The following is a 26,972-nucleotide window of genomic DNA, read 5'->3' on the forward strand; positions in this document are numbered from 1 at the left end:
TCCTTGCCGGAAGCCGGCCTCGATGCGTGCCGGCATCAGCTTCGCTTGAGGGTGCGCATCTCGAGCTGGCGATGGAACAGGTATTTGTAGCCATCGACCGACTTCTGCATGCCGGTGTCGAGGGCTGGCTGCCAGAGCAGGATGATCGGGACCTCCTCCTTGGCGAGCGTGATCATCCGCTTGACGTCCGCCTCGTAGACGGCCTTGTCGGTCTCGAACCGGGTCTTCTCGACTAGCGCCGCGAATTCCGGATTGTTGTAGGTGCCGAAGTTCCAGCGCGTCGGGCCGTGGTAGAAGATGCGGAAGAAATAGTCGGCATCGGCGAGATAGGCAGCCGATCCCTCGAAGAAGAAGGGCACCTGCTTGTTCTGCAGGAGCGTGCCGAGCTGGCCGCCGGGCACCTTGTTGATCGTCACCTTGATGCCGACCTTGCCGAGGGCCTCCTGGATGAGCAGCGAGACCGGTTCGCCGATGGTTGCCTGCGACAGCTCGAACGAGAAGGTCGTCTCGAAGCCATTGGGGAAACCGGCTTCCGTGAGCAGGGCCTTCGCCTTGGCAATGTCGGTGTCATAGCCCAGCGGCTGCGGATATTCGGTCGTCTCCGGCACGCCCGGCTTGCCGCCGAACAGCGGCCGGCCGCGCTTGAAGAGAGCCGCCTCGAACATCTGCTGGTAGGGCAGGGCAAACGCGATGGCCTGGCGTACCTTCACATTGTCGAACGGCTTGATCGAGTTGTTCATGCCGATGAACTGGAACGCGCCGGCCATGGGCACGCCGACGACCTTGAGCTTGGCATCGGCGGCCAGCGACACGGCATCCTGCGGCGGGAGATCCTGCACGATGTCGGCATCGCCGCGCTCGAGCGAGGTGCGCCGCGACTGCGCATTCGGCACCACCTGCCACAGCACTCGGCGGAAACCCGGCAGCGTGCCGTTCTTCCAGCCGTCGAAGCGCGACAGCGTCAGGCTCTGGCCGGGTGTGAAGGCTTCGATCTTGAACGGTCCGCCGCCGGCGGCATTGGTCTTCAGCCACTCGCTGGCCCACGGGTCGGCAGCGGTCGCATTGGCCTTGGCGACCTTGGAATTGATGATGATCGGATAGACCGCCGCCATGTTGGGCAGGGTGAAGCGATCGGGCTTCGGCGTCGTGATCTTGATCGTGTGGGTGTCGATGATCTCGAACTGGCTGGGTTCGGTCATCGAGCCGGTCGAGAACTGCGACTTGCCGATCGCGATGCTGACGACGCGGTCAAGCGACCATTTGACGTCCTCGGCGGTCACCGGCGAGCCGTCATGGAAGGTCGCGTCGCGGCGCAGGTGAAAGGTGATGCTGCGCTTGTCGTCGGAGATGGTCCAGCGCTCGGCAAGCTCGCCCTCGATGGCGTAATAATCGTAATAGAGCGTGCCATCCGGCTGCGTCTTGGTGCCGAAGCGCACAAGCCGGTCATAAACGTTCCAGGTCGCCTGGATGGCGTTGCGGTTGACGCCCACGCCGATCGTGTCGAACGAATTGGGGCCGGCCTCGCTGAGGATACGCAGGCTTTCGGCGCGCGTCTGCGCCATCGCCCACTTGGTCGGCAGCATTCCCATTCCAGCCGCGCCCGCGGCCAAAGTCATGAAATCCCGGCGTCGCATGTGCGCTCCCCATTCCTGGCTATCGGCCCATCTGCCGGAGGATGCCCGGATCACCGGGTTTCCACAAACCTGCAGGGCGTGTGCCAAGTATGAAACCGCGTTTCTGGAATCAAAACAAGTGTCTTGCGGAGTTCCGGATTTTGAATGTCACGGCAATGCGGAAAGGCTGTTCTCCGCAGGCGTGGCCTGGCGGAAATTCTGATCCAGCATGCGGAGTTGAGCGGTGTTGGCTTGGCCGAAGCAGGTTCCAGGCCATGGATCTGGCGGCCGAACGGGCGGACTGGCGCGCCGGCGCGGGACAGTCATGCATGCGGTTGCGCTTGCACGCGTCCACCTCGCCGCTGCCTTGGCGAGGTCAGATTTCGCTGCGGCCGAGGGCGCGTGACAGTTCGATGGCTCCTTCACGCACCGCCGCCTTGGCTTTGGCGAGAGGGGCACCCTTCGCCCGCGATGTAGGCAATGTGATGCCAATCGCGCCAAGGGCCACGCCCTCGACGCCGTGGACAGGGGCGGAAACGCCGCTGACACCCTCGCGATATTCATCGAAGGCGACCGCCACTCCGTCCTCCAGTGCGACGGCGATATCCTGGCGCAGCTTGGCAAAGGTGGTGACCGTGTTGGGCGTGAAGGCCTGAAGCGGTTCTGTCCGCCCCAGCAGGAGCCGGTCCAGATTGGTCATCAGGAAGGCCTTGCCGAGCGACGAGCAGTGCAAGGGAGACCGGCTGCCGAGCGGCGAAAACGTCTGCACGGCCTGCAGGGAATCGATCTTGTCGACGATCACCACCTCGCCGCCGTCGAGGACCGCCAGCACCGTCGTCTCGTTGGTGGCCTGGTGGATCTTTTCCAGATAGGGCCTGGCCCAGAAGCGCATGTCGAAGCGACGGAACGCGCGGACGCCCACCTCCCACATGCGCACGGTCAGCATGTAGCGGCCATTCGGCTCGTCCTGGCGCACATAGCCCAGCTGGCGCATCTTCTCGAGCAGACGATAGGTCGTGCTCTTGTTCATCTTCAGTCCGAGCGACAGATCCACCAGGCGCACGGGCGCATCGTAGGTGGACAGCAATTCAAGGACCTTGATGGCCTTTTCGGCAGTTTCCGACACCCTTGTCTCCAACGTGTTCTTGGTCTTGTCGTAACAGGCGCGATCCCGAAGTCCACTATCAAACCGCTGGCCGCGCTCCTGGCGCATGCGTTCAGCGACGATCGTCGGCTTCGGGAGGGCTGTTGCGCCGTTGACAATAGCCCATGTGGTCAAAGATAAAACAAGGGTGTGATTATTGAAACGCGCTGGTCTCTCCGGCTCTCGCTGCCCCGACAACATCTGGGCATTGCCTGTTCACCCTGGCCTTTGCATGACCGCGAACACCCTTCCATCACAGGCGGCCGTGAGTGATGCGAGCCATCCGCGTCTGCGCCGGGATCTCGATGCGCTGGCCGCGATTGGGCGCGATCCCGCGGGGGGCTGGTCGCGCCTGGCCTTCGGCGAGGCCGACCGGAAGGTGCACGCCTGGTTCATGGATATCGCCAAAGCCGCCGGGCTTGCGGTGCGCATGGACAGTTTCGGCAACGTCATCGCGCGCCTCGAAGGCCCGCCTCAAGCACGGGCTATCGTCATCGGCTCCCATCTCGATACGGTCCAGAATGGCGGTCTGCTCGATGGCGCTCTCGGCGTGCTCTCCGGGTTGGAGGCGGTCCGGCGCGTGATCGAGACGGGCGCCGAGCGGCGCCATGCGATCGAGGTCATCGCCTTCCGCGACGAAGAGGGACGCTTCGGTGCGTTCAGCGGCAGTCGTGCCATGATGGGCACACTCTCGCCTGCCGATATCGCCCGGATGCGCGCCAGCGACGGAACCGGCTTGTCGGAGGCCATGCGCGAGGCCGGCTTCGACCCGGACCGGGCAGGCGAGGCGCGCCGCGAGCCGGGCGAGATCGGCGCCTATCTCGAACTGCATATCGAGCAGGGTCCGGTCCTGGAATCTCAGGCACGCTGCATCGGTGTCGTCAGCGCCATTGCCGGCCAGGAGCGCTTGTCAGTGCGGTTCACTGGCGCCCCCGATCATGCGGGGACGACGCCCATGGGCCTCCGGCGCGATGCCTTCGCCGCAGCGGCGCGATTTGCCGACCGGTTCAGGTCCTTCATTCTCGCGGAGGGAGGGCCGGAGACACGCGGGACGATCGGCATCGTCAAGGTTCTGCCGAATGCCGGCAATGTCGTGCCCTCCGAGGTGCGCATCGGGCTGGAGATCCGCGACATCGACGCAGTCCGGCTGGCGGCGCTCGCCGGAGCGATGGACGGTCTGGCGGCCGATGCGGCGCAGGCTATGAACGTCGATCACCAGGTCCGGCGGGTGTATGGCGCAGCGCCCGTGCCGATGAATGGCGAACTGACGGCTCTGCTGGACGCGGCGGCGCGCGATCTTGGTCATGAGCCCCTGTCGCTGCCGTCGGGCGCCGGACATGACGCGGCGATCATCGCGGAGTTTGCCCCGGCGGCACTCATGTTCGTGCCCTCTGTCGGCGGTCGCAGCCATTGCCCCGAGGAGCATACGGCCTGGCCTGACATCGTGGCTGGCGTCGCGGTTCTCGAGGCGGCGCTGCGCCGTCTGAGCGCGAGCCCGCTGCCAAACGGCGTGCCGCCCGGCGCGCCATGATGCCGGCCAAATGATCCGGCAGGCTTGGCAGCTTCAATCGGGCAGCCGATTCAGGTAAGGGCATGGCTCTGCAGCTGCGGTCCCCCCGGACCTTTGGCTGACAGCGGAGTCCTGGATTGACCGGCAGCCTGCCTACCGATGCCCTATCGATGCCGGCCTCCGGGGTAGAGGAGACGCTTGCGCGCGCGGCGGACATCGCAGCCGGCCCAGCATCCATGCTGCCGATCGTCGTGGATCTCGACGAGACGCTGGTTCTGACAGACACGCTGCATGAGCAGGCCCTTTTCGCCCTGTTCCATCAGCCGCTGACCCTTCTGCGCGTGCTGCCGCGGCTCAAGGATGGCCGCGCCGCGTTCAAGGCCGGGCTCGCTGCCGATCTGCCCTTCGCCGCGGTCGGCCTGCCATTGCGCACCGATCTGGTTGCCTGGCTGAAGCAACAGGCGGCGCTGGGTCGCGAGATCCATCTCTGTTCGGCCGCCAACACGGCGATCGTCCAGGCGGTCGCGGCCCGCCTCGGAATTTTTAAATCCGCCATTGGTTCCTCCGACACCAATCTGAAGGGTCAGGCCAAGGCCGATCTCCTGACCAGACTTTTCCCCGTTGGCTTCGTCTATGTCGGCGACAGCCGGGCTGATCTCGCCGTCTGGCAGGTGGCCAGCGGCGTCGTGCTGGCCGGGGCATCTCAAGCGGTTGCGGCAGGGGCGCGGGCGCTTGGCAAGCCGGTCGAGGCCGAGTTCGTCAACACGCCTCTCAGCGCGCGCGAAATCCTGAAGGCGATCCGCGTCCATCATTGGCTGAAGAACCTCCTGGTCTTCGTGCCGATCCTGCTCGGTCACGGCTGGGACGATCATCCGGCGCTGCTGCGCACGGCGCTCGGGCTGATCTGCGTGCTGGCCGTGACGTCTGCGACCTATATTCTCAACGACATCGCCGACATCGACGCCGACCGGCAGCATTGGTCGAAGCGGGGGCGCGCCATCGCGTCGGGGCGTCTGGCGGCAGCGCCGGCCTTTGTGGCATCTATCGCCGCCATTCTAGTTGCGCTCGGCTTTGCCCTTGCGCTGGAGCCCCGTTTCGCGGGCGTGCTGGCAGCCTATCTTGCCGTGACGCTGGCCTATTCCTTCGGACTGAAGCGCGTTCCCCTGCTCGACACGATGATCATCGGCATTCTCTTCACCTCGCGGCTGGTGATGGGCATCACGCTGGCGGGGCAGGCCTATTCGGAATGGTTGCTCACCTTCTCGATGTTCTTCTTCTTCTCGCTGGCAACCGCCAAGCGCCATACCGAGGTCGTCCGCGCGGGAACGTCGGGCAGCGGCAGCATTGCCGCCCGCGGCTATGAGGTTGGCGATGCGGCGCTCACCCTGGTCTTCGGCGTTGCGACCGCCGTTGCCTCGCTGCTCATCATGGTGCTCTACATCGTCGAAGAGGTTCTTCGGCGCGGTGTCTACACCAACCCGAAAATGCTCTGGGGCGTGCCGATCGCGCTGGCCATCTGGGTCGGCCGCATCTGGCTGCTGGCCCATCGCGGACGGATGAACGACGATCCCGTCAGCTTCGCTTTGCGCGACAAGGCCAGCATCGTGCTCGGCACGGCCGTCGGCATCCTCTTCGTGCTGGCGCTATGAGCAGGTTCCAAGAGACCGACAGCATCCTGTCCTGGGGTCGCGTCGTCCGCGCGAGCCATATGGCGGCGCGTCCGGCCTGGCGTGACGAACTGCCGGGCCTGCTGACCGAGGCGACGTCGGATGGCCGCTCGGTTCTGGCACTGGGGCTTGGCCGGTCCTATGGCGAGACAGGCCTCAATCCGGGTGGCGCCGTGATCGACATGACCGGGCTCGACCGGATCATCGCCTTCGATCCAGAGAGCCGCATCCTGCGCGCCGAGGCCGGGTTGTCGCTTGGCGCCATCCTCGAAGTCATCGTGCCGCATGGGCTGTTCCTGCCGGTGACACCCGGCACCCGCTTCGTCACGCTTGGCGGGGCCGTCGCGAACGACGTCCACGGCAAGAACCACCATGCCCATGGCACGCTGGGGCGATGGGTGCGCGGCCTCGGCCTGCTGCGTTCGGACGGCACGCGGCACCTCCTCGGCCCGGACGATACGACCGGCCTGTTCGCCGCCACCATCGGCGGCCTCGGCCTGACCGGCCTGATCGAGTGGGTCGAGATCGAGCTGATACAGATCGCAAGCGCCATGATCGATGCCGAGACCGTGCCCTTCGAAGGGTTGGATGGCTTCTTCGAACTGGCTTCCGAGAGCTCGGAAGCCTTTGACTACACCGTGTCCTGGATCGACTGCCTGGCGTCCGGCCCGTCGCTTGGCCGCGGATTGTTCAGCCGGGGTCGCCACAGTCCGGCAGGACCGCTGAGGGCCGCCATGGGCGCACCCGGCCCTTCCATGCCGATCGATCTGCCCGGGTTCGTCCTGAACGCCGCCTCCATTCGCGCCTTCAACGCGCTCTATCTCTGGAACGGCCGCCGTCGCAGCGGCACCTCGCGGATGCCCTACACGCCGTTCTTCTATCCGCTCGATGCGATCGGCAACTGGAACCGGATGTATGGCCGGCGGGGCATGTATCAGTACCAGTCGGTGGTGCCGCTGGCCGTCGCCGCGGATGCAACCCGTGCCATGCTCCAGGCCATTGCCGAGGCGGGGCAGGGCTCGTTTCTCGCGGTGCTCAAGACCTTCGGCGACAAGGCATCGCCAGGCCTCATGTCATTCCCACAACCGGGCACGACACTCGCGCTCGACTTTCCCAATCGGGGAGACGAGACCTTGCGCCTGCTCGCACGCCTCGATTCGATCGTGGCCGAAGCGGGCGGCCGGCTCTACCCGGCCAAGGACGGCCGCATTCCACCCGCGCTGTTCCGGTCGGGCTACCCGGACTGGGAGCGCTTCGCCGCCCATGTCGATCCGCACGTCTCGTCGCTGTTCTGGCGGCGGATGGGCGCCTGAACCGGAGATATCAGACGTGCGCGTGATCATTCTTGGGGCCACATCCGGCATCGCCGAAGCGACCGCCCGCCTCTATGCCAAGGAGGGTGCCGACCTGCTGCTGGTCGGGCGTCAGGCCGAGCGGCTGGCTGCCATCGCCACCGACCTGAAGGCGCGGGGCGCCATCAGTACCCAGGTGGCGGTCACCGATCTTGCCGCAACGACCGATGCGCGCCAGGAGTTGGCCGGTTTCATCGAGCGCCTCGGTGGTGTCGATCACGTGCTGATCGCCTACGGCATCCTGGGCGATCAGGATCAGGCATGGGCCGATCCGGCAGAGGCGGCCCGCATACTGACCGTCAATTTCAACTCGGCTGCTGCCTGGATACTCGCAATCGCTGACCGCCTCGAGCGGAAGGGCCGGGGATCCCTGGTGGTCCTCGGTTCGGTCGCGGGCGACCGCGGCAGACGGGCCAATTTCGTCTATGGCGCGGCCAAGGCGGGTCTCGCCACGCTGGTGGAAGGTGTCGCCCATCGTTTTGCCGGCAAGGGACCCCGCATCGTGGTCGTCAAGCCGGGACCGACGGTCACCGCGATGACGGCAGGCATGGTCCGCAAGGGCCCGCTCTGGGCGAGCGCCGAGCAGGTGGCGCTGGTGGTGCGCCGTGCGGCCGACCGCGGCGGACCCGTCGCCTACGCGCCCTGGTTCTGGCGCTACATCATGCTGATCATCCGGTTCCTGCCGGCACCGATCTTCAACCGGCTGGAGATCTGATGGCGACCATCATCGTCACCGGTGCCGCGGGGCTGGTCGGCCAGAATCTGATCGCCCGCCTGAAGACGCGGCCTGGTACCCGGATCATCGGCATCGATAAGCATCCGGCCAATACGGCCCTGCTGCGCCGGGTCCATCCGGAGATCGAGGTGATCGAGGCCGATCTGGCGGTTCCAGGCGCCTGGGCCGATGCCTTCGCGGGCGCCGATGCGGTGGTGATCAACCAGGCGCAGATCGGCGGCCTGGACGAAGCGGAGTTCGTTGCCAATAACGTCACCGCCACCGAGCATATCGTGGCAGCTGCCCGCACCCACGCGATCCCCTATTTCGTCCAGATCAGCTCATCGGTCGTCAATTCGGTGGCCGATGATTTCTACACCCGCTCCAAGACCGCCCAGGAGCGCTTCATCGACACCTGCGACATCCCGCATGCCGTGCTCAGGCCGACGCTGATGTTTGGCTGGTTCGACCGCAAGCATCTCGGCTGGCTGCGGCGGTTCATGGACCGCACGCCGGTCTTCCCGATTCCGGGCGATGGCCGCTACATCCGCCAGCCGCTCTATGTCGGCGATTTCGTCGCCGTCATCATGTCCTGCCTCGAGCGCCGGACGACCGGCACGTTTGACATATCCGGCCGCGAGCAGATCGATTACGGCGACCTGATCAAGCTGATCCACACGATCGTCCGGCCCAAGGCCCGCATCGTTCACATCCCCTACGGGCTGTTCTGGTTGCTGCTCACGATCTACGGGCTGGTCGATCGCAATCCGCCCTTCACCACCAGCCAGCTTGCCGCCCTGGTGATTCCCGAGACCTTTCCGGTCATCGACTGGCCCGGTATCTTTCAGGTCCAGGCAACGCCGCTCAGGCAGGCGCTCGAGGAGACCTACCTCGATCCCCGCTATGCCGGCATCACGCTCGAATTCTAGGGAGCCGCAGCTTGGCACGTCTGGTCATCATCGGAGCAGGCCCCATGGGGCTCGCCGCGGCCCACCGTGCTGTTTCGCTCGGCCATGAGGTCGATCTGGTCGAGGCTGACACGAAGCCCGGGGGCATGGCCGCTCACTTCGATTTCGGCGGCCTGTCGATCGAGCGCTTCTACCATTTCGTCTGCAAGGCGGACGATCCGACCTTCGCGCTGATGCGCGAACTCGGCATTGGTGACCGCATGCGCTGGGTGCCGACCTCGATGGGCTATTTCATCGGCGGCAAGATCCATCCCTGGGGCGATCCGGTGTCGCTTCTGACCTTCCCTCATCTTAGCCTCTGGTCGAAGTTCCGCACCGGCTTGCAGATGTTCCTGACCACGCGGCGGCGGGACTTCGCATCGATCGAGGGGCTCACTGCGCGCCAGTGGATCGAGGGCGGCTCGGGCAAGGCCGTCTTCGATACGCTCTGGAAGCGCCTGCTGAAGCTCAAGTTCTTCGAGATGGCCGATGAGGTTTCGGCCTCGTGGATCGCCACCCGTGTGCGGCGCGTCGGCACCTCGCGACGTTCCATCTTCCAGGAAGAGCTCGGCTATGTTGAGGGCGGCTCCGAGACGCTGGTCGAGGCCCTGGTCGCGGCGATCGTGGCAAAGGGCGGCCGGCTTCACCTTGGCGCGCCAGCTGAGACAGTTGAGACAGCCGATGGCCGCGTCAGCGGCGTGCGTGCCGGCGGGCGGCTGATCGAGGCCGACCATGTCATCTCCACCGTGCCGACGCCGCTGATCTCGCGTCTGGTGCCGGACCTGCCGGCCGACTGGCAGGCGCGCTATGACGCCATCCGCAACATCGGCGTGGTCTGCCTGCTCCTCAAGCTGAAGCGGTCGGTCTCGAAGAACTTCTGGGTCAACATCATCGATCCCGACATCGAAATTCCCGGACTGATCGAGTTTTCCAACCTCCGGCCGGTCGGGGAGACGGTCGTCTATGTGCCCTATTACATGCCCACCTCGCACCCGAAATGGACCTGGACCGATGCCCAGTTCATCGACGAGGCCATGGGCTATATCGGCAAGGTCAACCCCGCCATCACCCGCGACGACCTGATCGACAGTGCGGTCGGACGTCTCCGCTACGCGCAGCCGGTCTGCGAGCCGAACTTTCGCGACAAGCTGCCGCCGATCCAGACGCCGATCACCGGCCTTCAGATTGCCGACACGGCGTTCTACTATCCAGAGGATCGCGGTATCGCGGAGAGCATCCGCTATGGCCGCATGATGGCCGAGGCTATCCCGCGCGCTTGAGCGCGGTCAGCCCTGGCCGTCACCCCCGCCGCCATGAGGCAGACATGACCAGCACCCGTATCGAGACCGACACGTTCGGCCCCATTGACGTCGCCTCGGACCGCTACTGGGGCGCACAAACCCAGCGAAGCTTGCAGAACTTCCGCATCGGCGAGGATCGCCAGCCGACACCGGTCATCCGCGCTCTCGGCATCGTCAAGCGTGCGGCGGCTGAGGCGAACCGGGACCTCGGGCGCCTGGATCCGCAGATCGCTTCGGCGATCGTCGCGGCGGCTCAGGAGGTCATCGAAGGCAAGCTTGCCGGCCACTTCCCGCTTGTCGTCTGGCAAACCGGCTCGGGCACCCAGACCAACATGAACGCCAATGAGGTCATTTCGAACCGGGCGATCGAGGCGCTCGGCGGCGTGCTCGGCTCGAAGAAGCCGGTGCATCCCAATGACCATGTGAACATGTCGCAATCGTCGAACGATACCTACCCGACCGCCATGCACATCGCCTGCGCCGAGGAGATGATCCACCGCCTGATCCCGGCTCTCACCCATCTCCGCGCGACGCTGGCCGTCAAGCAGCATGCCTTTGCCGACATCATCAAGATCGGCCGCACCCACACCCAGGACGCGACGCCACTGACGCTCGGCCAGGAATTCTCAGGCTATGTCACCCAGGTCGACCACGGCATCGAACGGTTGCGCATGACGCTGCCGCATCTGATGCAGCTGGCGCAGGGTGGCACCGCGGTTGGCACCGGTCTTAATGCGCCCATCGGCTTCGCCGAGGCAGTCGCCGCCCGCATCGCCGCCATCACCGAACTGCCCTTCACCTCGGCGCCCAACAAGTTCGAGGCGCTGGCCGCTCACGACGCCATGGTCTTCGCCCACGGTGCCGTCAACACGGTCGCCGCCTCGCTGTTCAAGATCGCCAACGATATCCGGTTCCTGGGCTCCGGCCCGCGCTCCGGCCTTGGTGAACTGGCGCTGCCTGAGAACGAGCCGGGCTCGTCGATCATGCCGGGCAAGGTCAATCCGACCCAGAGCGAGGCGCTGACCCAGGTCTGCGTCCAGGTCTTCGGCAATCATGCCGCGCTGACCTTCGCAGGCTCCCAGGGTCACTTCGAGCTGAACGTGTTCAACCCGGTCATGGCCTTCAACTTCCTGCACTCGGTCCGTCTGCTGGCCGATGCCGCTATGTCGTTTGCCGACAATTGCGTCGTCGGCATCGAGGCCCGCATCGACAACATCAAGGCGGGTGTCGAGCGCTCGCTGATGCTGGTCACCGCGCTCGCCCCCGAGATCGGCTACGACGCCTCGGCCAAGATCGCCAAGACAGCGCACAAGAACGGCACGACCTTGCGCGAGGAAGCGCTGAAGTCAGGCCTGGTCACGCCCGAGACCTATGACCGCCTGGTCGATCCCGCCAAGATGATCGGACCTGGCTGACGCTGCCTGCCTCGGCCGGACGAGGGATGGACGCAGCCGGCATACTCTCTGGTATCTTCTCTGGCCTGCTGCACAATGGCAGGCAAGGCTGGGGGACCGGACGTCGCCGCCCTCTCGCCCGTTGATGAAGGACCACCATGTCGGAAGCCGTCATTCCGCCGCCGCTTGCAGGGCTTGGCGGGACAAAACCGCCCGCTCCGGCCTGGTTTGATGCGGCATTGGGCCTAGCGCCTGAGCGCGGCACGGTCGAGGTCGAAGGTGCCCAGATCGAGACGCTGGCCTGGGGTGACATTGGCAAGCCTGGCCTGCTTCTCCTTCATGGCGGAATGGCCCATGCCGACTGGTGGAGCTTCATCGCGCCCTTCTTCGCCGAGACCCATCGGGTCGTCGCCTTCTCCTGGTCCGGCATGGGCGGCTCGGGCTGGCGCGAGGCCTACAATGTCGATCTCTATGTCCAGGAGGTCATGGCGGTTGCCGAGGCGCGCGGGCTGTTCGCTTCAGACGTGAAGCCGGTGATCATGGCCCATTCCTTCGGCGGCTTCCCGACGATCGCGACGGCAGCCAAGCATGGCGGCCGGTTCCGCGGTGTGATCGTCATCGATTCCCCGATCGTCCGGCCCGAGGAGCGCGCCAAGCGGGAAGCGCAGCGCGCGGCCCAACGGCCACCGCGCGACACTGTGATCTATGACAGCCTGCCGGCGGCCCTTGCCCGCTTCCGGCTGATGCCAGTGCAGGAAAGCGACAACCTCTTCATCATCGACCATATCGCCCGCCATTCGCTGCGACAGGTGCAAAAGCCCGACGGGGCAGAGGGTTGGACCTGGAAGTTCGACCCCTTCATGTGGAGCCGAAACCGGCGCGGCAATCCGGGCGAAGAACTGCCCAATGCCCAATGTTCGGTCTGCTACATGTGGGGCGCACGTTCCTCGCTGTTTCCGAAGGCGACGATCGACTATGTCGCGAGCCTCGTTCCCAAGGGCTCGCTGCTGGTCGAGATTCCGGACTGCGACCACCACGTCATGGTCGACCAGCCGCTCGCCCTCGTGACCGCGGCCCGCACCGTGCTCTCGGCCTGGCAGGCCTGACAACGCATCAAACGGCCGGCGGAAGACCGGCTGAACGCCAATCGAAGGGGAGAACGATCATGGGCAGGCTCCAAGGCAAGCGGGCGATCATCACGGGTGCGGGCAGCGGCATCGGCCGCGCGACGGCCCGGCTGTTCGCGGCTGAAGGCGCGTCCGTCCTTGTCGTCGATCGCAATGCCGAGGGCGTCGAGGCGACCGCAGCCGAGATCAATGCCAAGGGTGGCAAGGCCATTGCGGTCGCGGCGGATGCCGGCAGCGAAGCCGATGTCACCGCCTTCATCGACAAGGCGGTCAAAGCCTTCGGTGGCCTCGACGTGCTCTACGCCAATGCCGGCATATCCGGCGGCTGGACGCCGCTGCTCGAACAGACTGCCGAGATGTGGCAGGAGATCCTGCGCATCAACCTGATCGGGCCGTTCCTGGCGATCAAACATGCCGCCCCCATCATGACGAAACAGGGCTCCGGCTCGATCATCTGCACGGCTTCGGTTGCGGGTCTGCGCGCCAATGCCGGCGGCTCGCCCTACAGCGCCTCCAAGGCCGGCGTCATCAGCCTGGTCCAGACCTCGGCGAATGCCTTCTACGGCACCGGCGTGCGGGTCAATGCGGTCTGCCCCGGTCTGATCGAGACCGGCATGACTGCCCCGATCTTCGAGGGCGCGCGTGCCCGCGGCAATGAGGGCAAGATCGGCCAGCTCAATCCGCTGAAGCGCGGCGGTCAGCCCGAGGAGATCGCGGCCGTCGTCGCTTTCCTCGCTAGCGACGAGGCAAGCTATGTCAACGGCCAGGCCGTGCCGGTCGATGGTGGCCTCTCCTCCACCTTGCCCTTTGCCCAGCAGCGCTTCTGAGCGCCGTTTCAAGCTCTGCATGGGCCTCGCGCCCGCCATCCAAGGAACCGTCCCGTGACCGCCATCAACGAAGTCGTCGATCTCGCACTTGAGGGTGCCGTCGCTGTCATCACCGTCAATTCGCCGCCAGTGAACGCCCTCTCGGCCAATGTCCGCACCGGCATCGACGAGGCCGTGAAGGCCGCAGGCGCCGATCCGGCGGTCAAGGCGATCGTGCTGCACTGCGCGGGCCGCACCTTCATCGCGGGCGCTGACATCACTGAGTTCGGCAAGCCCTGGAAGGGCGTGCCGCTGAACGACGTGAACGCGACGATCGAGGGCTCGGCCAAGCCCGTCGTCGCCGCCATCCACGGCACGGCGCTGGGCGGCGGGCTCGAGGTGGCGCTGTCCTGCCATTACCGGGTCGCCGTCCCGTCAGCCAAGCTCGGCTTGCCCGAGGTGAAGCTCGGCCTGGTGCCGGGAGCGGGCGGCACGCAGCGCCTGCCGCGCATTGTCGGCGTCGAGAAGGCGCTGGAGACCATTGCCTTCGGCGATCCCATGTCGGCCAAGGTCGCGCTCGATAGCGGCCTGGTCGACCAGATGATCGAGGGTGATCTCAGGGCCGGGGCCATCGCCTTCGCCAATGGCCTGATCACTGCCAAGGCGCCGTTGAACAAGGTCCGCGACCGTACCGACAAGCTGGCCGTCGATGCGAGTGTCTTCGCCGCCTTCCGCAAGGCCAATGCCCGCAAGTTCCGCGGCTTCGAGGCGCCGGAAGCCTGTATCCAATGCGTCGAGGCCGCCGTGAACAAGCCCTTCGACGAGGGCATGAAGTTCGAGCGCGAGACCATTCTGCGGCTGATGCCGGGCGTCCAGTCGCGCGCGCAGCGCCACGTGTTCTTCGCCGAGCGGCAGGCGGCCAAGATCCCCGACGTGCCGGAGACCACGCCGACGCGGACGATCGGACGGGTCGGCATCATCGGCGCCGGCACGATGGGCGGCGGCATCTCGATGAACTTCGCCAGCGCCGGAATTCCCGTGACCATCGTCGAGATGAAGCAGGACGCGCTCGACCGCGGCCTCGGCGTCATCCGCAAGAACTACGAGAACACCGCCAAGCGCGGCCGCCTGACCATGGCCGATGTCGAGGCGCGCATGGCGCGCTACACGCCCTCGCTCGATCTCTCCGCGCTGGCCGATTGCGACCTGATCATCGAGGCCGTGTTCGAGAACATGGAGATCAAGAAGGAGGTCTTCGGCAAGCTCGACGCCATTGCCAAGCCGGGCGCGATCCTCGCCTCCAACACGTCCTATCTCGACGTCAACGAGATCGCCGCATCGACCAAGCGGCCTCAGGACGTCATTGGCATGCACTTCTTCTCGCCCGCCAATGTCATGCGGCTGCTGGAGGTGGTGCGCGGCGCGAAGACCGCTCCCGATGTGATCGCGACCGCCATGAAGCTCGGCAAGCAGATCGGCAAGGTCGCGGTCCTCGTCGGTGTCTGCCATGGCTTCGTCGGCAATCGCATGCTGGCCCAGCGCCAGCGCGAGGCGAACAAGCTGATCCTCGAGGGCGCCATGCCCTGGGATGTCGACCGTGTGCTCTACGACTTCGGTCTGCCCATGGGCCCCTTCGCCATGAGCGATCTCGCCGGCCTCGACATCGGCTGGTCGCGCGAGACTTCCAAGAGCTCAACGCCGCGCGAGCTGCTCTGCGAACTGGACCGCCGCGGCCAGAAGACCGGCGCGGGGTTCTACGACTATGACGAGAAGCGCAATGCCAGCCCGTCCCCGGTGACCGAGAAGATCATCCTCGATCTCGCCGCCGCCAAGGGCGTCAACCGCCGCCAGATCTCCGACGAGGAGATCCTGCAGCGCTGCATCTATCCGATGATCAACGAGGGCGCAAAGATCCTGGAGGAGGGCATCGCCATCCGCGCCTCCGACATCGATACGGTCTGGGTCAACGGCTATGGCTGGCCCGTCTATACCGGCGGACCGATGTTCTACGCCGACACGATCGGGCTCGGCACGGTGCTCGACGTCATGAAGCGCTTCGAGGGCCAGCATGGCGCGGACTTCAAGCCGTCGGCGCTGCTAGAGAAGCTGGTCGCCGAGGGAAAGGGCTTCAAGGACCTCTGAGGTCTGCTCTCCTGTCCGGCCGTCGTGCTCGCTGACATGGCGGGCACGACGGGGACAAGTCTGTCCAGGCCGGCCGAACTTATCCCCGTCAGATCGTCACGCCGCCATCGATGACGATGCTCTGCCCCGTGGTGAACGAGCCGGCCTTCGAGGCCAGGAACACTGCGGCGCCGGCGATCTCGTCCGGCTCGCCGATGCGGCGGAGCGGCGTCGTCCTCGTCCGCTCGGCCAGCGCTGCCGGGTTCTCCCAGAGGGCCTTGGCGAAATCGGTTTTTATCAGGCCCGGCGCGATGCAGTTCACCCGGATATTGTGCGGGCCATATTCATGCGCAAGGTTGCGCGCGAGCTGCATGTCGGCGGCCTTCGAGATGCAATAGGCGCCGATCACCTCCGACCCGCGCAAGCCGCCGATCGACGAGACGATGATGATCGAGCCGTCCTTGCGGGCGGTCATCTCGGGCGCCACCATCGAGATCAGCCAATGGTTCGACACGATATTGTTGTCGAGGATCTTGCGGAACTGGTCATCGGCAATGCCGGCCATCGGCCCGTAATAGGGGTTGGACGCCGCGTTGCAGACGAGAATGTCGATCGGGCCGAGTTCGGCCCGCGTCGTGTCGACCAGCCGCTGCAGGTCGTCCTTCGACGAGATATTGGCCGGCACCACGATGGCGCGACCGGCGCCGTATCTCGCGTTGATCGCGTCCGCCACCTCCTGGCAGGGCGCGGCCTTGCGCGAGGAGATCACAACCTTGGCGCCGTGCTCGGCCATGCGCTCGGCGATCGCCCGGCCGATGCCGCGCGACGAGCCGGTGATGACGGCGACCTTGCCGGTGAGATCGAACAGGGACATCGGGCTTTCCTCCGGAATGGTTTTGGCGGTCTCTGCCACCTTTAAGCCCGGCCTGCCGGTGAGGCAGGCCAGGCTTGGCCGTCACGCCTCAATGGGCGTCGCGGTTGGTGTACTTGCCCATTTCCATGCGGGCGATGGAGCGGTTGTGCACCTCGTCCGGGCCGTCGGCGAGCCGCAGCGTGCGGATATGGGCATAGGCCTTGGCGAGACCGAAATCGGTGGTCACGCCGGCGCCGCCATGGGCCTGGATGGCATCGTCGATCACCTTGAGGGCGATGCGCGGTGCCGCCACCTTGATCATCGCGATCTCGAGCTTGGCGACCTTGTTGCCGACCTTGTCCATCATGTCGGCTGCCTTGAGGCACAGGAGGCGCGTCATCTCGATGTCGATGCGCGCTTCCGCGATCCGCTGTTCCCACACCGACTGTTCCGACACGCGCTTGCCGAAGGCGACGCGCGACTGCAGGCGCTTCACCATCTTCTCCAGCGCCATTTCGGCGACGCCGATCGTGCGCATGCAGTGATGGATGCGGCCCGGTCCGAGGCGGCCCTGCGCGATCTCGAAGCCGCGGCCTTCGCCCAAGAGCAGGTTGCTGGCGGGCACCCGGACATTGTCGAGGATCACCTCGGCGTGGCCGTGGGGGGCGTCATCGAAGCCGAAGACGGGTAGCATCCGCACCACCTTCACGCCCGGCGCGTCCAGCGGCATCAGGATCTGCGACTGCTGCATGTGCTTGGCAGCGCCCGTGTCGGTCTTGCCCATCACGATGGCGAGCTTGCAGCGGGGATCGCCGACGCCCGACGACCACCACTTGCGGCCGCTGATGACATAATCGTCGCCGTCGCGGCGGATCAGCGTCTCGATATTGGTGGCGTCCGAGGAGGCCACCGCCGGCTCGGTCATCAGGAAGGCCGAGCGGATCTCGCCGGCGAGCAGCGGCTTCAGCCAGCGCTCCTTGTGCTCCCGCGTGCCGTAGCGGTGCAGCACTTCCATATTGCCGGTGTCGGGGGCCGAGCAGTTGAAGACTTCCGAGCCGAAGCCGACCTTGCCCATCTCTTCCGAGCACATGGCATATTCGAGATTCGTCAGGCCGGCGCCATGAAACTCGTCCGTGTCATGGTCCTCGGACGGCGGCATGAACAGGTTCCACAGGCCCTCTTTGCGCGCCTTCGCCTTCAGGTCCTCGAGAACCGGGGCGATCTGCCAGCGATCCGCACCGAAGGCTTCGGTCTGCGCGTCGAAGGTCGGCACGGCCGGATAGACGTGCTGGTTCATGAAGGCGACCACACGGTCGCGCCAGTAACGCTGGCGCTCGGACATTGAGAAATCCACGGACTTTCTCTCCCTGCTCTGCTGTTTCTGCTGCCAAGCAGAGGGCGATTTTGGCGAGTGGTCAAGCAGCCGTTCGGCACATACCCGCGAGTATGTGCCTTCTCCGCCGGGCCATTGCGGAGCGGACCATTTCCGTGGAATGTACGCGGCCCGCCGGGGGTTATGGGCCGCCGACGGTGACACGTCCCGTGAGGTTTGCCGTGCCCGTGATCGCCGATATTGAGGACCTGCGCCTGCTCGCGAAGCGTCGGGTGCCGAGGATGTTCTACGACTATGCCGATTCCGGCTCCTGGACCGAAGGCACCTACCGGGCCAATTCCTCCGACTTCCAGGCGATCAAGCTGCGCCAGCGCGTGGCGGTCAATATCGAGACCCGCACGCTGAAGACCAAGATGATCGGCCAGGACGTTGCCATGCCGGTGGCGCTCGCGCCGACCGGCATGACCGGCATGCAGCATGCCGATGGCGAGATCCTGGCGGCCCGTGCCGCGGGCAAGTTCGGCGTGCCGTTCTGCCTCTCGACCATGAGCATCTGCTCGATCGAAGACATCGCCGAGAACACCTCGAACCCCTTCTGGTTCCAGCTCTACGTGATGCGCGACCGCGAGTTCGGCGGCCGCCTGATCGACCGCGCCAAGAAGGCGGGCTGCTCTGCCCTGGTCCTGACCCTCGACCTGCAGGTGCTGGGACAGCGCCACAAGGACCTGAAGAACGGCCTGTCGGCGCCGCCCAAGCCCACCATTGCCAACATCATCAACCTGCTCACCAAGCCGCGCTGGTGCCTGGGCATGGCCGGCACCAAGCGCCGGCAGTTCGGCAACATTGTCGGCCATGTCGATGGCGTCGCCGACATGAAGTCGCTCTCCGCCTGGACCGCCGACCAGTTCGACCCGCGCCTCTCGTGGGACGACATTGCCTGGATCAAGGACCGCTGGGGCGGCAAGCTGATCCTGAAGGGCATCCAGGACGCCGAGGACGCCCATATGGCGGTGAAGAGCGGCGCCGACGCGCTGATCGTCTCCAACCATGGCGGCCGCCAGCTTGACGGTGCCCCCTCGTCGATCACCGCCTTGCCGGGCATCGTCTCGGCGGTCGGCTCCGACATCGAGGTCTGGATGGACGGCGGCATCCGCTCCGGCCAGGACGTGCTGAAGGCCGTGGCGCTCGGTGCCAAGGGCACCATGATCGGCCGCGCCTTCCTCTATGGCCTCGGCGCCATGGGCGAGGCCGGCGTCACCAAGGCGCTCGAGATCATCCACAAGGAGCTCGATCTCACCATGGCCTTCTGTGGCAAGACGGACATCAACCAGGTCGATTCCAGCATCATCCTGAAAAGCTGAGCGGCATCAGAGGGTTGGCTGCAAGGCCAGCCGGAGGTGTCGTGGATGGACATTGCAGGAGCGTGCGCCGGGCGACCGGCGCGCGTGCTTGGCGCCTGGCATCAGCAAGCCTTTGAAAATCAATGGTTTTCGGCCTGCTTCCGCCTCGGCGTCAGAGCGATCGCAACTGGAGCCGTCGTGGAACAGGAGCGAGGTCTCGCTCCGCCGAAAGATGCGAATAGTGGGCCTTGCAGCTTCCGTTACGGTGCGCGCCTGTTTACCGCTTCAAACCCCTTGGTGCGCACTGGTCCCCCCCCACCTGCATGCCCCTCCCCGCCGCAAGCGGGGGGAGGGGAGTTTGAGCGCGCCCAGCTCCATCCGCGTTCGTGGTCGACGAGCATAACTCGCCGCATCTGGCAGCCGTTTGTGCCCGTCGCATCGGCATGCGCGCTCTTATCCCCTCCCCCCGCTTGCGGTGGGGAGGGTGAGGGTGGGGGGCTTAACCCCCGATCATCGCAGTTTGCCGGTCGCGCTGGAGGCCGCCGCCTATTCCGCAGCCCGCTTCTTCAGCCATTCCGCATAGCTGACCCGGTCGATCGCCACGACATCGCGCTGGCGGGTGTAGAGATTGCCGAACATGCGACCGAGCGGCTTGTAGGCCTCGATGTCGACATCGAAGCGCTCGTTCATCACGTCCTCGCGGACATGGACATGGGTCACCCGGCCGACCAGCAGCTCGCGCTGCGGCCCGAAGGCCAGCGACACCTCGCGCCGGCATTCGAGCGCCGCCGGGGCCTCGGCAATGCGCGGCGGCTTGACCGTGGTCGACGCGGCCTCGGTCAGCCCCATGGCGGCAAATTCCGACTGGCCGAAGGGGAAGTCGGCAGCCGTCATGTTCATCTTGTCGCCCAGCGCCTCATCCACCAGGTTGACCACGAACTCGCCGGTGTCGTGGATGTTGCGCGTGGTGTCCTTCGGGCTGAAATCGGCCTTGTGCTGCAGGCCGAGCGCCACCAGCGGCGGGGCCTCCGAGAACACGTTGAAGAACGAATAGGGAGCGGCATTGGTCACGCCATCCGCGCTCATCGTCGAGACCCAGGCGATCGGCCGCGGCACCACCAGCGAGCAGAGGATCTTGTAGACCCGGTCGGGCGGCAGGGTGTCGAGGGCAATGGAGCGCATGGGTCAAATCCGGGCGGGAGGGCGTTGATCCTCTCTAGCGACAATGTCCCGGCGGTTCGACCCTCAATCCGGCGAGGCTGATCGGCGCTGACGCATGGTAAGGCGTGAGCCTCGTCCCAAGGGGATCACATGCCCGAGTGGGCGGTGCCGCATCACCTGCCGGCCGCAGGTGGACGCCCACGCAGAAAGCCCCGCCACCGGCGAGGCCCGACGCATCTGATCAAGCCCCATGGCCGCACAGGGCGGCCAAGGCGGGCTTATTTCATGTTGTTGTTGGTGAGATTGAACGTGTTCAGCGAGTTTGAGCCGACCGTGTTTACCGCAACAATGATAACGGCGGCGATGCCGGCTGCAATGATGCTGTATTCGATCGCGGTCGCGCCCGATGAGTCCTTGATGAAGCGACGCGCTGTCGCGGCAAGTGCTTTGCCGAAGGTCATGAGTACCATCCTGGTATCGTCAGAGGACATCGCATGTCGCCGTTTACGGACAAGGATGAACTCAATGTAGCCAAAATTAGAGGAAAAAAATTAACAGCGTGCTTATGGGGTACGCGAATTCTGCCGGCATTCTCTTCTGACATGAAACGCCAAAACCACCGTCACGGGGCCCGGAGGACCTGTGAACGGTGGCGCGATGCCTGCCGGGCCGAAGCCCGGCTCGGTCATTGCGGTCTATTGCGTCAGCCGGATCGAAGCCGTGCTGCTGGTCGTTCCCGACAGGGCCGTGTTCGGGGTGAGGCGCCAGTTGAGGGAATTGAAGATGATCGTGTTGGAGACGATCTGGATCTTCGAGCCGTTGACCGTCGAGGTTGAATTATAGGTGAGATCGCGGCGCGGCAGGTAGATCAGGCCGGAGATTTCCTCGCTCACCGATGAGTTGAACACATATTGCACGGTCGAGGAGCTGGTGCTCGGCTCGAACATCAGGATGTTGGCATAGGTGCCGGTGGTCGGGGCGGAGAGCTTGGACGTGATGCCGCCGTTGAAGCGGATCTCGGAATTGGTGTCGGGGAAGTAGAAGGTGACGCCGGTGCCCTCGATGACCGAGTTGGAATTGATGATCATCCGGCCTTTGATGATGTGCAGGCCGGCACCGAACACGATCTTCGACGTGCCGTTGAAGGTGAGATCGCACCACACCGAACCGCCGGGCATCGAGTGCGCGGCGCCGCCTGACGGCGGATCGTAGACCGACTTGGTGTTGGTGCAGGCACCCACCGTCGGGGTCGGCAGCTTGCCGGCATAGGGGTCGGTCGCCGCCGCGCAGCCCGTCTCGATCGGCATCGGGTCCGATGTGTTCTTGATGATATTGGTGCCGAGAATGCAGAACCGCTTGATGTTCATCGTTGTGCCGGCATTGAAGATGGCGGCGGGCGAGGCGGTCGAGCGGACGTGAACCTCGCAGCTCGTTGCGTTGATCTTGGCGCCGGAATTGATCAGCAGCGACTGGGAGGTCGAGGGCGCCAGCGCCAGGATGCAGGGCAGGGCGCCTGTCGTGCTGTTGGACGTGGTGCGCACCGCGCTGCCGGTCACCTTCAGTGCCATGGTCTTCACACCCATGACGCCCATGAAATAGGTCGACAGGGTCGCATTGGCCGTTCCCGCCAGCGTGTTGCCGGTCAGCGTGAAGGTACTGGTCACGCCCACCTGCGCCTGGGCGTCGAGATAGGTCTTGGCGGTTGTGGTTTCCGTCCCGGTCGCCCGCAAGCCAGCCAGCAGCGAGGCGTCGAGGGCCGCCTGCAGCTGGGCCTGCGTCATGGCCCCGCGCGAGTAGTCGACAGCGGCGCCCGTCCCGGCGACCAGCGGCAGTGCCGCGATGGCGAAGGTGACGCCGACATTGCCGCTCCTGGCAGCGAAGAAGCGCGCGGCGCGGCGAAGCACGTCAGATACCGAAAGCATGATCAATCCTTGCTCACAGCCAAGAACATCGATTGATCACTCACTGCCATACCAGGCGATGCACGGAGGTTAATGCCACAACTTGATGCAATTTTTCGGATAACAGTCTCTGAACTGCCGCAGCGTCACTACCCCCGCGCCTTCCTGGCCAGAACCGCCTGATAGGCCGCCTGCAGCTCCGCGAAGACCGACCTGGCCGGTGCCGGTGCTCCCAGGTGCAGGCTGCGCAACTCGGCCATGAAAGCTTCCCAGAGAGCGGGCCCGCCGGCCTCCAGAAGTTCAGCCCTGATCGACAATTCCTCTGATACCGGTGTGTGCCGGCGGCCCCAGGCCCCCATCTGGACGAGCAGGGGCACGAGCTCGATCGCCGGCTCGGTCAGGCTGTAGATGCCCTTCTGCTTGTGGTCGGGGTCGGGGCTGCGGGTGATCAGCCCGTTTTCCGTCAGCCGCTTCAGGCGATCGGCCAGAATGTTGGAGGCGATGCCCTCCTCGGACTGGGTCTGCAGCTCGCGGAAATGCCGCCGATTGCCGAACATCATGTCGCGGATGACGATCAGGCTCCAGCGGTCGCCGAGCATTTCGAGCGTGAGGTTGATCGGGCAGCCCGATCGTCCGGTGGGTGTCATGCGGTCGATCCTTACGGATGGCTCACCTGCTTGCAAGTCACAAGCGGTGCTGATATCAAGATAGTGCTTGCATTATGCAAGTGGTTATCAGAGAGGCTCCCCCGTGCCGCGATCCATCTTCGTCAACCTGCCGGTGTCCGACCTTGCCCGTTCGACAACGTTCTACGAGGCGCTGGGCGGCACGCGAAATCCACAATTCTCCAATGAAGGCGGCGCCTGCATCGTGTTTTCCGACACGGTCTACGCGATGCTGCTGACGCACGCACGCTACGGCGAGTTCACGACGCGGCCGATCGCCGATGCCCGCGCCACCAGCGCCGGTCTTTACGCGCTGTCGTGTGACAGTATCGCGGAGGTGGACGCGGTTGTCGCAAGCGGCGCGTCCGGCGGCGGACGAGCCGATCCCAATACGAAGCAGGACCACGGCTTCATGTATGGCCGCAGCGTCGAGGATCCGGACGGCCATGTCTGGGAAATCTTCTGGATGGATCCGAAGGTCGCCGCCGGCGGCCAGGGCTGAGGGACGACCATGACCGAACTCTTCGCTCATCCCTTTTCGGCCTATTGCCAGAAGGTGCTCGTCGCCCTCTACGAGAACGACACGCCCTTCACCTACCGCATGCTCGGACCTGACGACCCGGGCGCGACCGAGACCCTGCATCGGCTCTGGCCGTTCAAGCGCTTTCCGCTGCTGGTCGATGACGGGAAGGCGATCCCGGAGGCGAGCATCATCATCGAGCACCTCGATGTCACCCGGCCGGGGGGAACGCGTTTCCTGCCGGACGATCCTGGCGAGGCGCAGGAGGTGCGGCTGCTCGATCGTGTCTTCGACAATGATGTGATGACGCAGATGCAGAAACCGGTGTTCGATGCGCTGCGTCCCGAGGCCGACCGCGATCCCTTCGGCGTGGTCCAGGCCCTGGCACATCTCGACATCGCCTATCGATGGCTGGATACCCGGCTGGAGGGGCGGACTTGGGCTGCCGGCGAGCGGTTCAGCCTGGCCGATTGCGCGGCGGCGCCCTCGCTGTTCTATGCCGACTGGGTCCACCCGATCGACCCGGGCTTCAGCAACCTGCGCGCCTACCGCGCGCGTCTGCTGGCAAGACCGTCCTTTGCCCGAGCGGTCGACGAGGCGCGGCCATTCCGCAGCTACTTCCCGCTGGGGGCGCCGGACCGGGATTAGTAGCGGGGCAGAGCGGTCAGGTGACGCGCTTCACGACTGTCACTCTCCGCACCTCATCCTGAGGTGCGAGGCAAAGCCGAGCCTCGAAGGATCGTTTGCTGGTTAGCGGCAAGACGCCCTTCGAGGCTCGCTCGCTGCGCTCCCTCGCACCTCAGGGTGAGGTGTGGAGGGACTACGTCTCAATGGCGGCCACAAACGCCCCGAGGCCAGACCCAGCCAACCTATCGCCGCGGCTGGCCCTGCTGCTGCGGAACCGTGGGCCGGCTCTGCTGCTGGCCCGGGATCAGCGGCGCCGATTGCTTGCAGTCGGTGAGCCAGACGTCATAGACGGCGTGCTCGATGCCCGACAGGCCAGGACTCGCGGCAAACATCCAGCCCGAATAGATGCGGCGCACCTCGCCGTTGAGCGTCACTTCGTCGACCTCGACGAAGGTGGTGGTCTGCGGCGTCTCGGTCGGCGGCCGCGTGTAGCAGACGCGCGGCGTCACCTGCAGCGCGCCGAACTGCACGGTCTCATCGATCGCGACATCGAAGGAGATGATGCGGCCGGTGATCTTGTCGAGGCCCGAGAACACGGCGGTCGGATTGGTGATGCGCTGGCGCGGCGGGGCAATGACCGTCTCGTCCGGCGCGGGCGCCACCGATTCGCCAGGCAGTGCCCGGCGGCGGTCGCGGGGCGCATCGCCCTGGGCAGGCCCCTGGGCATCGTCGATCGGAGCAGCCGGTCGGGCCGGCCGCGGGCGCGGCGGCGCGGGCTGGGCATTGGGCGGGGGCGGCAGGCCGGGCGTCGCCTGACCGGGCCGCTGGCCAGCCGGCGGCGGTCCAAGCTGCAACTGGGCAAGCGCCGGCGATGCGCCGAACGAACCGACACCAATGCCAAGCGAGCCGCCGACGCCTGCGATCACCAGCGTCAGGCTTGAGAGGCGGAGGAGGGCTGCACGGAGGTTCGCCAAGGCGCGGTCCACAGGGTGTCGGGGAGAAGCGATTCGGGCCGGCCTCATGCCGTCAGGCCCGCCCTTTGGCGAGCACTAACATGCCGATCGTGGCGGAACCATGCCGATGCCAGTCAGCCTCAGCTACCAGGCGTCCAGGCCTGGTAGTCGCCGGTTGCCTTGGGGCGCTTGCCGGAGGCCAGCGTCGAGCCCGGCGGGCGATAGGCCTCGGAGGTGCCGGTCATGTTCGGACGATGCGCCTTCTGCCATTCGCGGGGCTGATAGGCCTCTTCCGTCGGCGGCTTGTCGCTCTTGTGGTGCATCCAGCCCCACCAGCCCGGGGGAATGCGCGAGGCCTCGGCAACGCCATTATAGACGATCCAGCGCCGCTCATGGCCGAGAGCCGGGTCCTTGGCATAGCTCGAGCGGTAATATTTGTTGCCGCTCTCGTCCTCGCCGACGAACACGCCGTAGCGCCAGATGTTCAGCTGGGTGCCGAAGGTCTGGCTGTTCCACCACGTGAAGAACTTGAGGAAGAAGGTCTTCATCGCCCGCCCGCATCGTTGGATTCAAGCCGGTTCATGCCACCCGCGGCAGGCCTTGTCCAGAGCTGCCTTGTCCAGAGCGGGCTTGCCCGCAACAGACCTGCCGGCCGCCGGGGTTGGCCGGCGCGGCGGCTTAAACGACAACGGCCACCCGCAAGGGGTGGCCGCCGGTCGTCACGATGTCAGGCGCTGAGGATCAGACGTCTTCACCGCCGTCATAGCCCGGTTCGGAATAGTCGTTGCTGCTGTCGTAGCCGGCCTGATTGTAGCCGGGTTCCGAATAATCGCCGCCGCCGCTGTTGTTGGCGTAACCGGCCTGATTGTAGCCCGGCTCGGAATAGTCGCTGCCGCTGGTGCTGCCGGAATTGTTCCAGCTCGCCTGATCGGCACCGCCCTTGTCCCAGGCGCCCTTCGAATCGCCGCCGACATCCTGGCCGGCGCCAGCCGAGGCGCCGGTCGCACCGATGCCGGGCGTCGCGGAAGCTGCGGTCTGCTGGCCGCCGACGCCGGGAACGCCGGAACCGGAGCCGCGCATCATCGACGAGATGGCATTGGCGGCGAGCATGCCACCGGCCACGCCCACGGCGGCGGTTGCCGCTGTCGCGAGGAAGCCCGAACCGCCGCTAGCGGCAGGAGCCGGGGGAGGAGCCGCGCCGTAACCGGGGGCGGGGCGCCATAGCCCGGAGGCGGAGCACCGTAGCCCGGAGGCGGCGCGCCATAGCCCTGCTGGGGCTGCGGCTGACCCCAAGGACCCGGACGGGGTCCGCCCTGGGGCTGGAAACCACCCTGGGGCTGGCCGAAACCACCCTGCGGCTGGCCGAAGGCACCCGGCGGCGGAGCCGGCGGGGGAGCTGCCGGCTTGGAGCCGAAAATGCCCGACAGGAAACCGCCACTCTGCTGGGCAGGCGGGGGCGCCTGCTGCATGCGGGCAAGCTGGCTCTGCATCTGGGCGAGCTGGTTCTGCAGGTCGTTGACCTGCGCCTGCAGCTGGTCGTTCTGCTGGTTGAGCCCGCCGAGTGCCTGGTCAGACACATACATCGACTGGAGCAGCGCGTAGACCGCGCCTGGCTGGACGGCCAGCCGCTCCCGGATGAAGGCATCGACCTGTGGGTCGCGCTGCTGGGTTTCGGCCGATTTCAAACGGTCGAACAGGCCGGCGAGGATGTCGCGTTCCTGCTGATTCATGGGGAAGGATCCTCCGGAAGATCTCGCGTCGCTGACTACCCAGCGTCATGCCCTGATCGCATGGGCACATTGCTGGGATATGTCGCGCCGCGGCCCGGCAAGGCGCCGGACGGACGAAACATGGCCCTTCTCCCGGCATTGCGCCAGTGGGGTGCAACGCGCCGGCAAGTGGCGTGACGGTACGTCGCAGGC

25 protein-coding genes are annotated in these 26,972 nt (G+C 65.7%); 13 read left to right on the forward strand and 12 right to left on the reverse strand.

The window, feature by feature from the left end; all coding sequences use genetic code 11:
* Nucleotides 1–35 precede the first annotated feature (35 nt).
* Both E8L99_RS09315 and E8L99_RS09320 read right to left on the reverse strand, forming a co-directional pair.
* A complete protein-coding gene (locus tag E8L99_RS09315) occupies nt 36–1,583 on the reverse strand; it encodes an ABC transporter substrate-binding protein (protein WP_215907065.1) in 1,548 nt (515 codons plus the stop codon).
* A gap of 406 nt (nt 1,584–1,989) precedes the next feature.
* Complete coding sequence (locus E8L99_RS09320; protein ID WP_168201617.1) at nt 1,990–2,739, reverse strand: IclR family transcriptional regulator; 750 nt, start codon at nt 2,737–2,739, stop codon at nt 1,990–1,992.
* A gap of 250 nt (nt 2,740–2,989) precedes the next feature.
* Between E8L99_RS09320 and E8L99_RS09325 the strand changes: the two genes are divergently transcribed.
* The 10 genes from E8L99_RS09325 to E8L99_RS09370 all read left to right on the forward strand — a co-directional run bounded on the left by E8L99_RS09325 (nt 2,990) and on the right by E8L99_RS09370 (nt 15,718).
* Entirely contained in the window at nt 2,990–4,288 is a 1,299-nt protein-coding gene (locus E8L99_RS09325) for a Zn-dependent hydrolase (protein ID WP_137099276.1), read from the forward strand.
* Nucleotides 4,289–4,404: 116 nt separating this feature from the next.
* Complete coding sequence (locus E8L99_RS09330; protein WP_137099277.1) at nt 4,405–5,916, forward strand: UbiA family prenyltransferase; 1,512 nt, start codon at nt 4,405–4,407, stop codon at nt 5,914–5,916.
* Nucleotides 5,913–7,247 (forward strand): FAD-binding oxidoreductase, encoded by a 1,335-nt coding sequence (locus tag E8L99_RS09335; RefSeq protein ID WP_252511308.1) that lies wholly within the window; start codon nt 5,913–5,915, stop codon nt 7,245–7,247. The genes E8L99_RS09330 and E8L99_RS09335 overlap by 4 nt, the downstream gene beginning before the upstream one ends.
* A 16-nt stretch (nt 7,248–7,263) precedes the next feature.
* The gene (locus E8L99_RS09340) at nt 7,264–8,001 is read left to right on the forward strand and encodes an SDR family NAD(P)-dependent oxidoreductase (RefSeq protein WP_252511309.1); all 738 of its coding nucleotides are present in this window, start codon (nt 7,264–7,266) and stop codon (nt 7,999–8,001) included.
* Nucleotides 8,001–8,930: an NAD-dependent epimerase/dehydratase family protein gene (locus E8L99_RS09345; RefSeq protein WP_137099279.1), complete on the forward strand. Its 930-nt coding sequence runs from the start codon at nt 8,001–8,003 to the stop codon at nt 8,928–8,930. The genes E8L99_RS09340 and E8L99_RS09345 overlap by 1 nt, the downstream gene beginning before the upstream one ends.
* Before the next feature lie 11 nt (nt 8,931–8,941).
* Nucleotides 8,942–10,228: an NAD(P)/FAD-dependent oxidoreductase gene (locus E8L99_RS09350; RefSeq protein WP_137099280.1), complete on the forward strand. Its 1,287-nt coding sequence runs from the start codon at nt 8,942–8,944 to the stop codon at nt 10,226–10,228.
* 44 nt (nt 10,229–10,272) lie between these two features.
* Nucleotides 10,273–11,664 carry a class II fumarate hydratase gene (fumC, locus tag E8L99_RS09355; RefSeq protein ID WP_137099281.1) on the forward strand — a complete coding sequence of 464 codons (1,392 nt, stop codon included), beginning with the start codon at nt 10,273–10,275 and terminating at the stop codon, nt 11,662–11,664.
* Nucleotides 11,665–11,801: 137 nt separating this feature from the next.
* Nucleotides 11,802–12,749 (forward strand): alpha/beta fold hydrolase, encoded by a 948-nt coding sequence (locus tag E8L99_RS09360; RefSeq protein ID WP_137099282.1) that lies wholly within the window; start codon nt 11,802–11,804, stop codon nt 12,747–12,749.
* A gap of 59 nt (nt 12,750–12,808) precedes the next feature.
* Nucleotides 12,809–13,597 carry an SDR family NAD(P)-dependent oxidoreductase gene (locus tag E8L99_RS09365; protein ID WP_137099283.1) on the forward strand — a complete coding sequence of 263 codons (789 nt, stop codon included), beginning with the start codon at nt 12,809–12,811 and terminating at the stop codon, nt 13,595–13,597.
* A 63-nt stretch (nt 13,598–13,660) separates the two neighbouring features.
* Complete coding sequence (locus E8L99_RS09370; RefSeq protein ID WP_215907091.1) at nt 13,661–15,718, forward strand: 3-hydroxyacyl-CoA dehydrogenase NAD-binding domain-containing protein; 2,058 nt, start codon at nt 13,661–13,663, stop codon at nt 15,716–15,718.
* Nucleotides 15,719–15,806: 88 nt separating this feature from the next.
* Here the strand turns inward: E8L99_RS09370 and E8L99_RS09375 are convergent, their stop codons facing one another.
* Together E8L99_RS09375 and E8L99_RS09380 are read right to left on the reverse strand one after the other, a co-directional pair.
* Nucleotides 15,807–16,571 (reverse strand): SDR family NAD(P)-dependent oxidoreductase, encoded by a 765-nt coding sequence (locus E8L99_RS09375; RefSeq protein WP_137099285.1) that lies wholly within the window; start codon nt 16,569–16,571, stop codon nt 15,807–15,809.
* 88 nt (nt 16,572–16,659) lie between these two features.
* Nucleotides 16,660–17,904 (reverse strand): acyl-CoA dehydrogenase family protein, encoded by a 1,245-nt coding sequence (locus tag E8L99_RS09380; protein WP_137099286.1) that lies wholly within the window; start codon nt 17,902–17,904, stop codon nt 16,660–16,662.
* A gap of 200 nt (nt 17,905–18,104) precedes the next feature.
* On the opposite strand from E8L99_RS09380, the gene E8L99_RS09385 reads away from it, so the two are divergent.
* Nucleotides 18,105–19,244, forward strand: coding sequence for an alpha-hydroxy acid oxidase (locus E8L99_RS09385; RefSeq protein WP_137099287.1), 1,140 nt, complete (start codon nt 18,105–18,107; stop codon nt 19,242–19,244).
* A 525-nt stretch (nt 19,245–19,769) separates the two neighbouring features.
* Here the strand turns inward: E8L99_RS09385 and E8L99_RS09390 are convergent.
* From E8L99_RS09390 to E8L99_RS09405, 4 genes are all read right to left on the reverse strand, one after another.
* Nucleotides 19,770–20,405: a flavin reductase family protein gene (locus tag E8L99_RS09390; protein WP_137099288.1), complete on the reverse strand. Its 636-nt coding sequence runs from the start codon at nt 20,403–20,405 to the stop codon at nt 19,770–19,772.
* Between the two features lie 257 nt (nt 20,406–20,662).
* Entirely contained in the window at nt 20,663–20,845 is a 183-nt protein-coding gene (locus tag E8L99_RS09395) for a Flp family type IVb pilin (protein WP_137099289.1), read from the reverse strand.
* A 234-nt stretch (nt 20,846–21,079) separates the two neighbouring features.
* Nucleotides 21,080–22,306, reverse strand: a complete 1,227-nt coding sequence (locus tag E8L99_RS09400; protein WP_137099290.1) for a TadE/TadG family type IV pilus assembly protein — start codon at nt 22,304–22,306, stop codon at nt 21,080–21,082.
* 128 nt (nt 22,307–22,434) lie between these two features.
* A complete protein-coding gene (locus tag E8L99_RS09405) occupies nt 22,435–22,932 on the reverse strand; it encodes a winged helix-turn-helix transcriptional regulator (protein WP_137099291.1) in 498 nt (165 codons plus the stop codon).
* 103 nt (nt 22,933–23,035) lie between these two features.
* Between E8L99_RS09405 and E8L99_RS09410 the strand changes: the two genes are divergently transcribed.
* Together E8L99_RS09410 and E8L99_RS09415 are read left to right on the forward strand one after the other, a co-directional pair.
* Nucleotides 23,036–23,452, forward strand: a complete 417-nt coding sequence (locus E8L99_RS09410) for a VOC family protein (protein ID WP_137099292.1) — start codon at nt 23,036–23,038, stop codon at nt 23,450–23,452.
* A gap of 9 nt (nt 23,453–23,461) precedes the next feature.
* Nucleotides 23,462–24,118, forward strand: coding sequence for a glutathione S-transferase family protein (locus E8L99_RS09415; protein ID WP_137099293.1), 657 nt, complete (start codon nt 23,462–23,464; stop codon nt 24,116–24,118).
* A gap of 221 nt (nt 24,119–24,339) precedes the next feature.
* Here the strand turns inward: E8L99_RS09415 and E8L99_RS24095 are convergent, their stop codons facing one another.
* The 4 genes from E8L99_RS24095 to E8L99_RS09435 all read right to left on the reverse strand — a co-directional run bounded on the left by E8L99_RS24095 (nt 24,340) and on the right by E8L99_RS09435 (nt 26,780).
* Entirely contained in the window at nt 24,340–25,071 is a 732-nt protein-coding gene (locus E8L99_RS24095; protein ID WP_315862579.1) for a DUF2155 domain-containing protein, read from the reverse strand.
* A gap of 119 nt (nt 25,072–25,190) precedes the next feature.
* Complete coding sequence (locus tag E8L99_RS09425) at nt 25,191–25,598, reverse strand: NADH:ubiquinone oxidoreductase subunit NDUFA12 (protein ID WP_137099295.1); 408 nt, start codon at nt 25,596–25,598, stop codon at nt 25,191–25,193.
* Nucleotides 25,599–25,791: 193 nt separating this feature from the next.
* Entirely contained in the window at nt 25,792–26,178 is a 387-nt protein-coding gene (locus tag E8L99_RS09430; protein ID WP_168201619.1) for a hypothetical protein, read from the reverse strand.
* The gene (locus tag E8L99_RS09435; RefSeq protein WP_137099297.1) at nt 26,130–26,780 is read right to left on the reverse strand and encodes a DUF2076 domain-containing protein; all 651 of its coding nucleotides are present in this window, start codon (nt 26,778–26,780) and stop codon (nt 26,130–26,132) included. Before E8L99_RS09435 ends, E8L99_RS09430 begins: the two co-directional genes overlap by 49 nt.
* Nucleotides 26,781–26,972: the final 192 nt, after the last annotated feature.

This window comes from Phreatobacter aquaticus, from assembly GCF_005160265.1.
GTDB classification, from domain to species: Bacteria; Pseudomonadota; Alphaproteobacteria; order Rhizobiales; family Phreatobacteraceae; genus Phreatobacter; species Phreatobacter aquaticus.

Coding starts and splice junctions, on each gene's coding strand:
- E8L99_RS09315 (WP_215907065.1), bottom strand. CDS start 1,583: ATGCTGCCGACCAAGTGGGCGATGGCGCAGACGCGCGCCGAAAGCCTG.
- E8L99_RS09325 (WP_137099276.1), top strand. CDS start 2,990: ATGACCGCGAACACCCTTCCATCACAGGCGGCCGTGAGTGATGCGAGC.
- E8L99_RS09335 (WP_252511308.1), top strand. CDS start 5,913: ATGAGCAGGTTCCAAGAGACCGACAGCATCCTGTCCTGGGGTCGCGTC.
- E8L99_RS09345 (WP_137099279.1), top strand. CDS start 8,001: ATGGCGACCATCATCGTCACCGGTGCCGCGGGGCTGGTCGGCCAGAAT.
- fumC (WP_137099281.1), top strand. CDS start 10,273: ATGACCAGCACCCGTATCGAGACCGACACGTTCGGCCCCATTGACGTC.
- E8L99_RS09360 (WP_137099282.1), top strand. CDS start 11,802: ATGTCGGAAGCCGTCATTCCGCCGCCGCTTGCAGGGCTTGGCGGGACA.
- E8L99_RS09365 (WP_137099283.1), top strand. CDS start 12,809: ATGGGCAGGCTCCAAGGCAAGCGGGCGATCATCACGGGTGCGGGCAGC.
- E8L99_RS09375 (WP_137099285.1), bottom strand. CDS start 16,571: ATGTCCCTGTTCGATCTCACCGGCAAGGTCGCCGTCATCACCGGCTCG.
- E8L99_RS09390 (WP_137099288.1), bottom strand. CDS start 20,405: ATGCGCTCCATTGCCCTCGACACCCTGCCGCCCGACCGGGTCTACAAG.
- E8L99_RS09395 (WP_137099289.1), bottom strand. CDS start 20,845: ATGACCTTCGGCAAAGCACTTGCCGCGACAGCGCGTCGCTTCATCAAG.
- E8L99_RS09400 (WP_137099290.1), bottom strand. CDS start 22,306: ATGCTTTCGGTATCTGACGTGCTTCGCCGCGCCGCGCGCTTCTTCGCT.
- E8L99_RS09405 (WP_137099291.1), bottom strand. CDS start 22,932: ATGACACCCACCGGACGATCGGGCTGCCCGATCAACCTCACGCTCGAA.
- E8L99_RS09415 (WP_137099293.1), top strand. CDS start 23,462: ATGACCGAACTCTTCGCTCATCCCTTTTCGGCCTATTGCCAGAAGGTG.
- E8L99_RS09425 (WP_137099295.1), bottom strand. CDS start 25,598: ATGAAGACCTTCTTCCTCAAGTTCTTCACGTGGTGGAACAGCCAGACC.
- E8L99_RS09435 (WP_137099297.1), bottom strand. CDS start 26,780: ATGAATCAGCAGGAACGCGACATCCTCGCCGGCCTGTTCGACCGTTTG.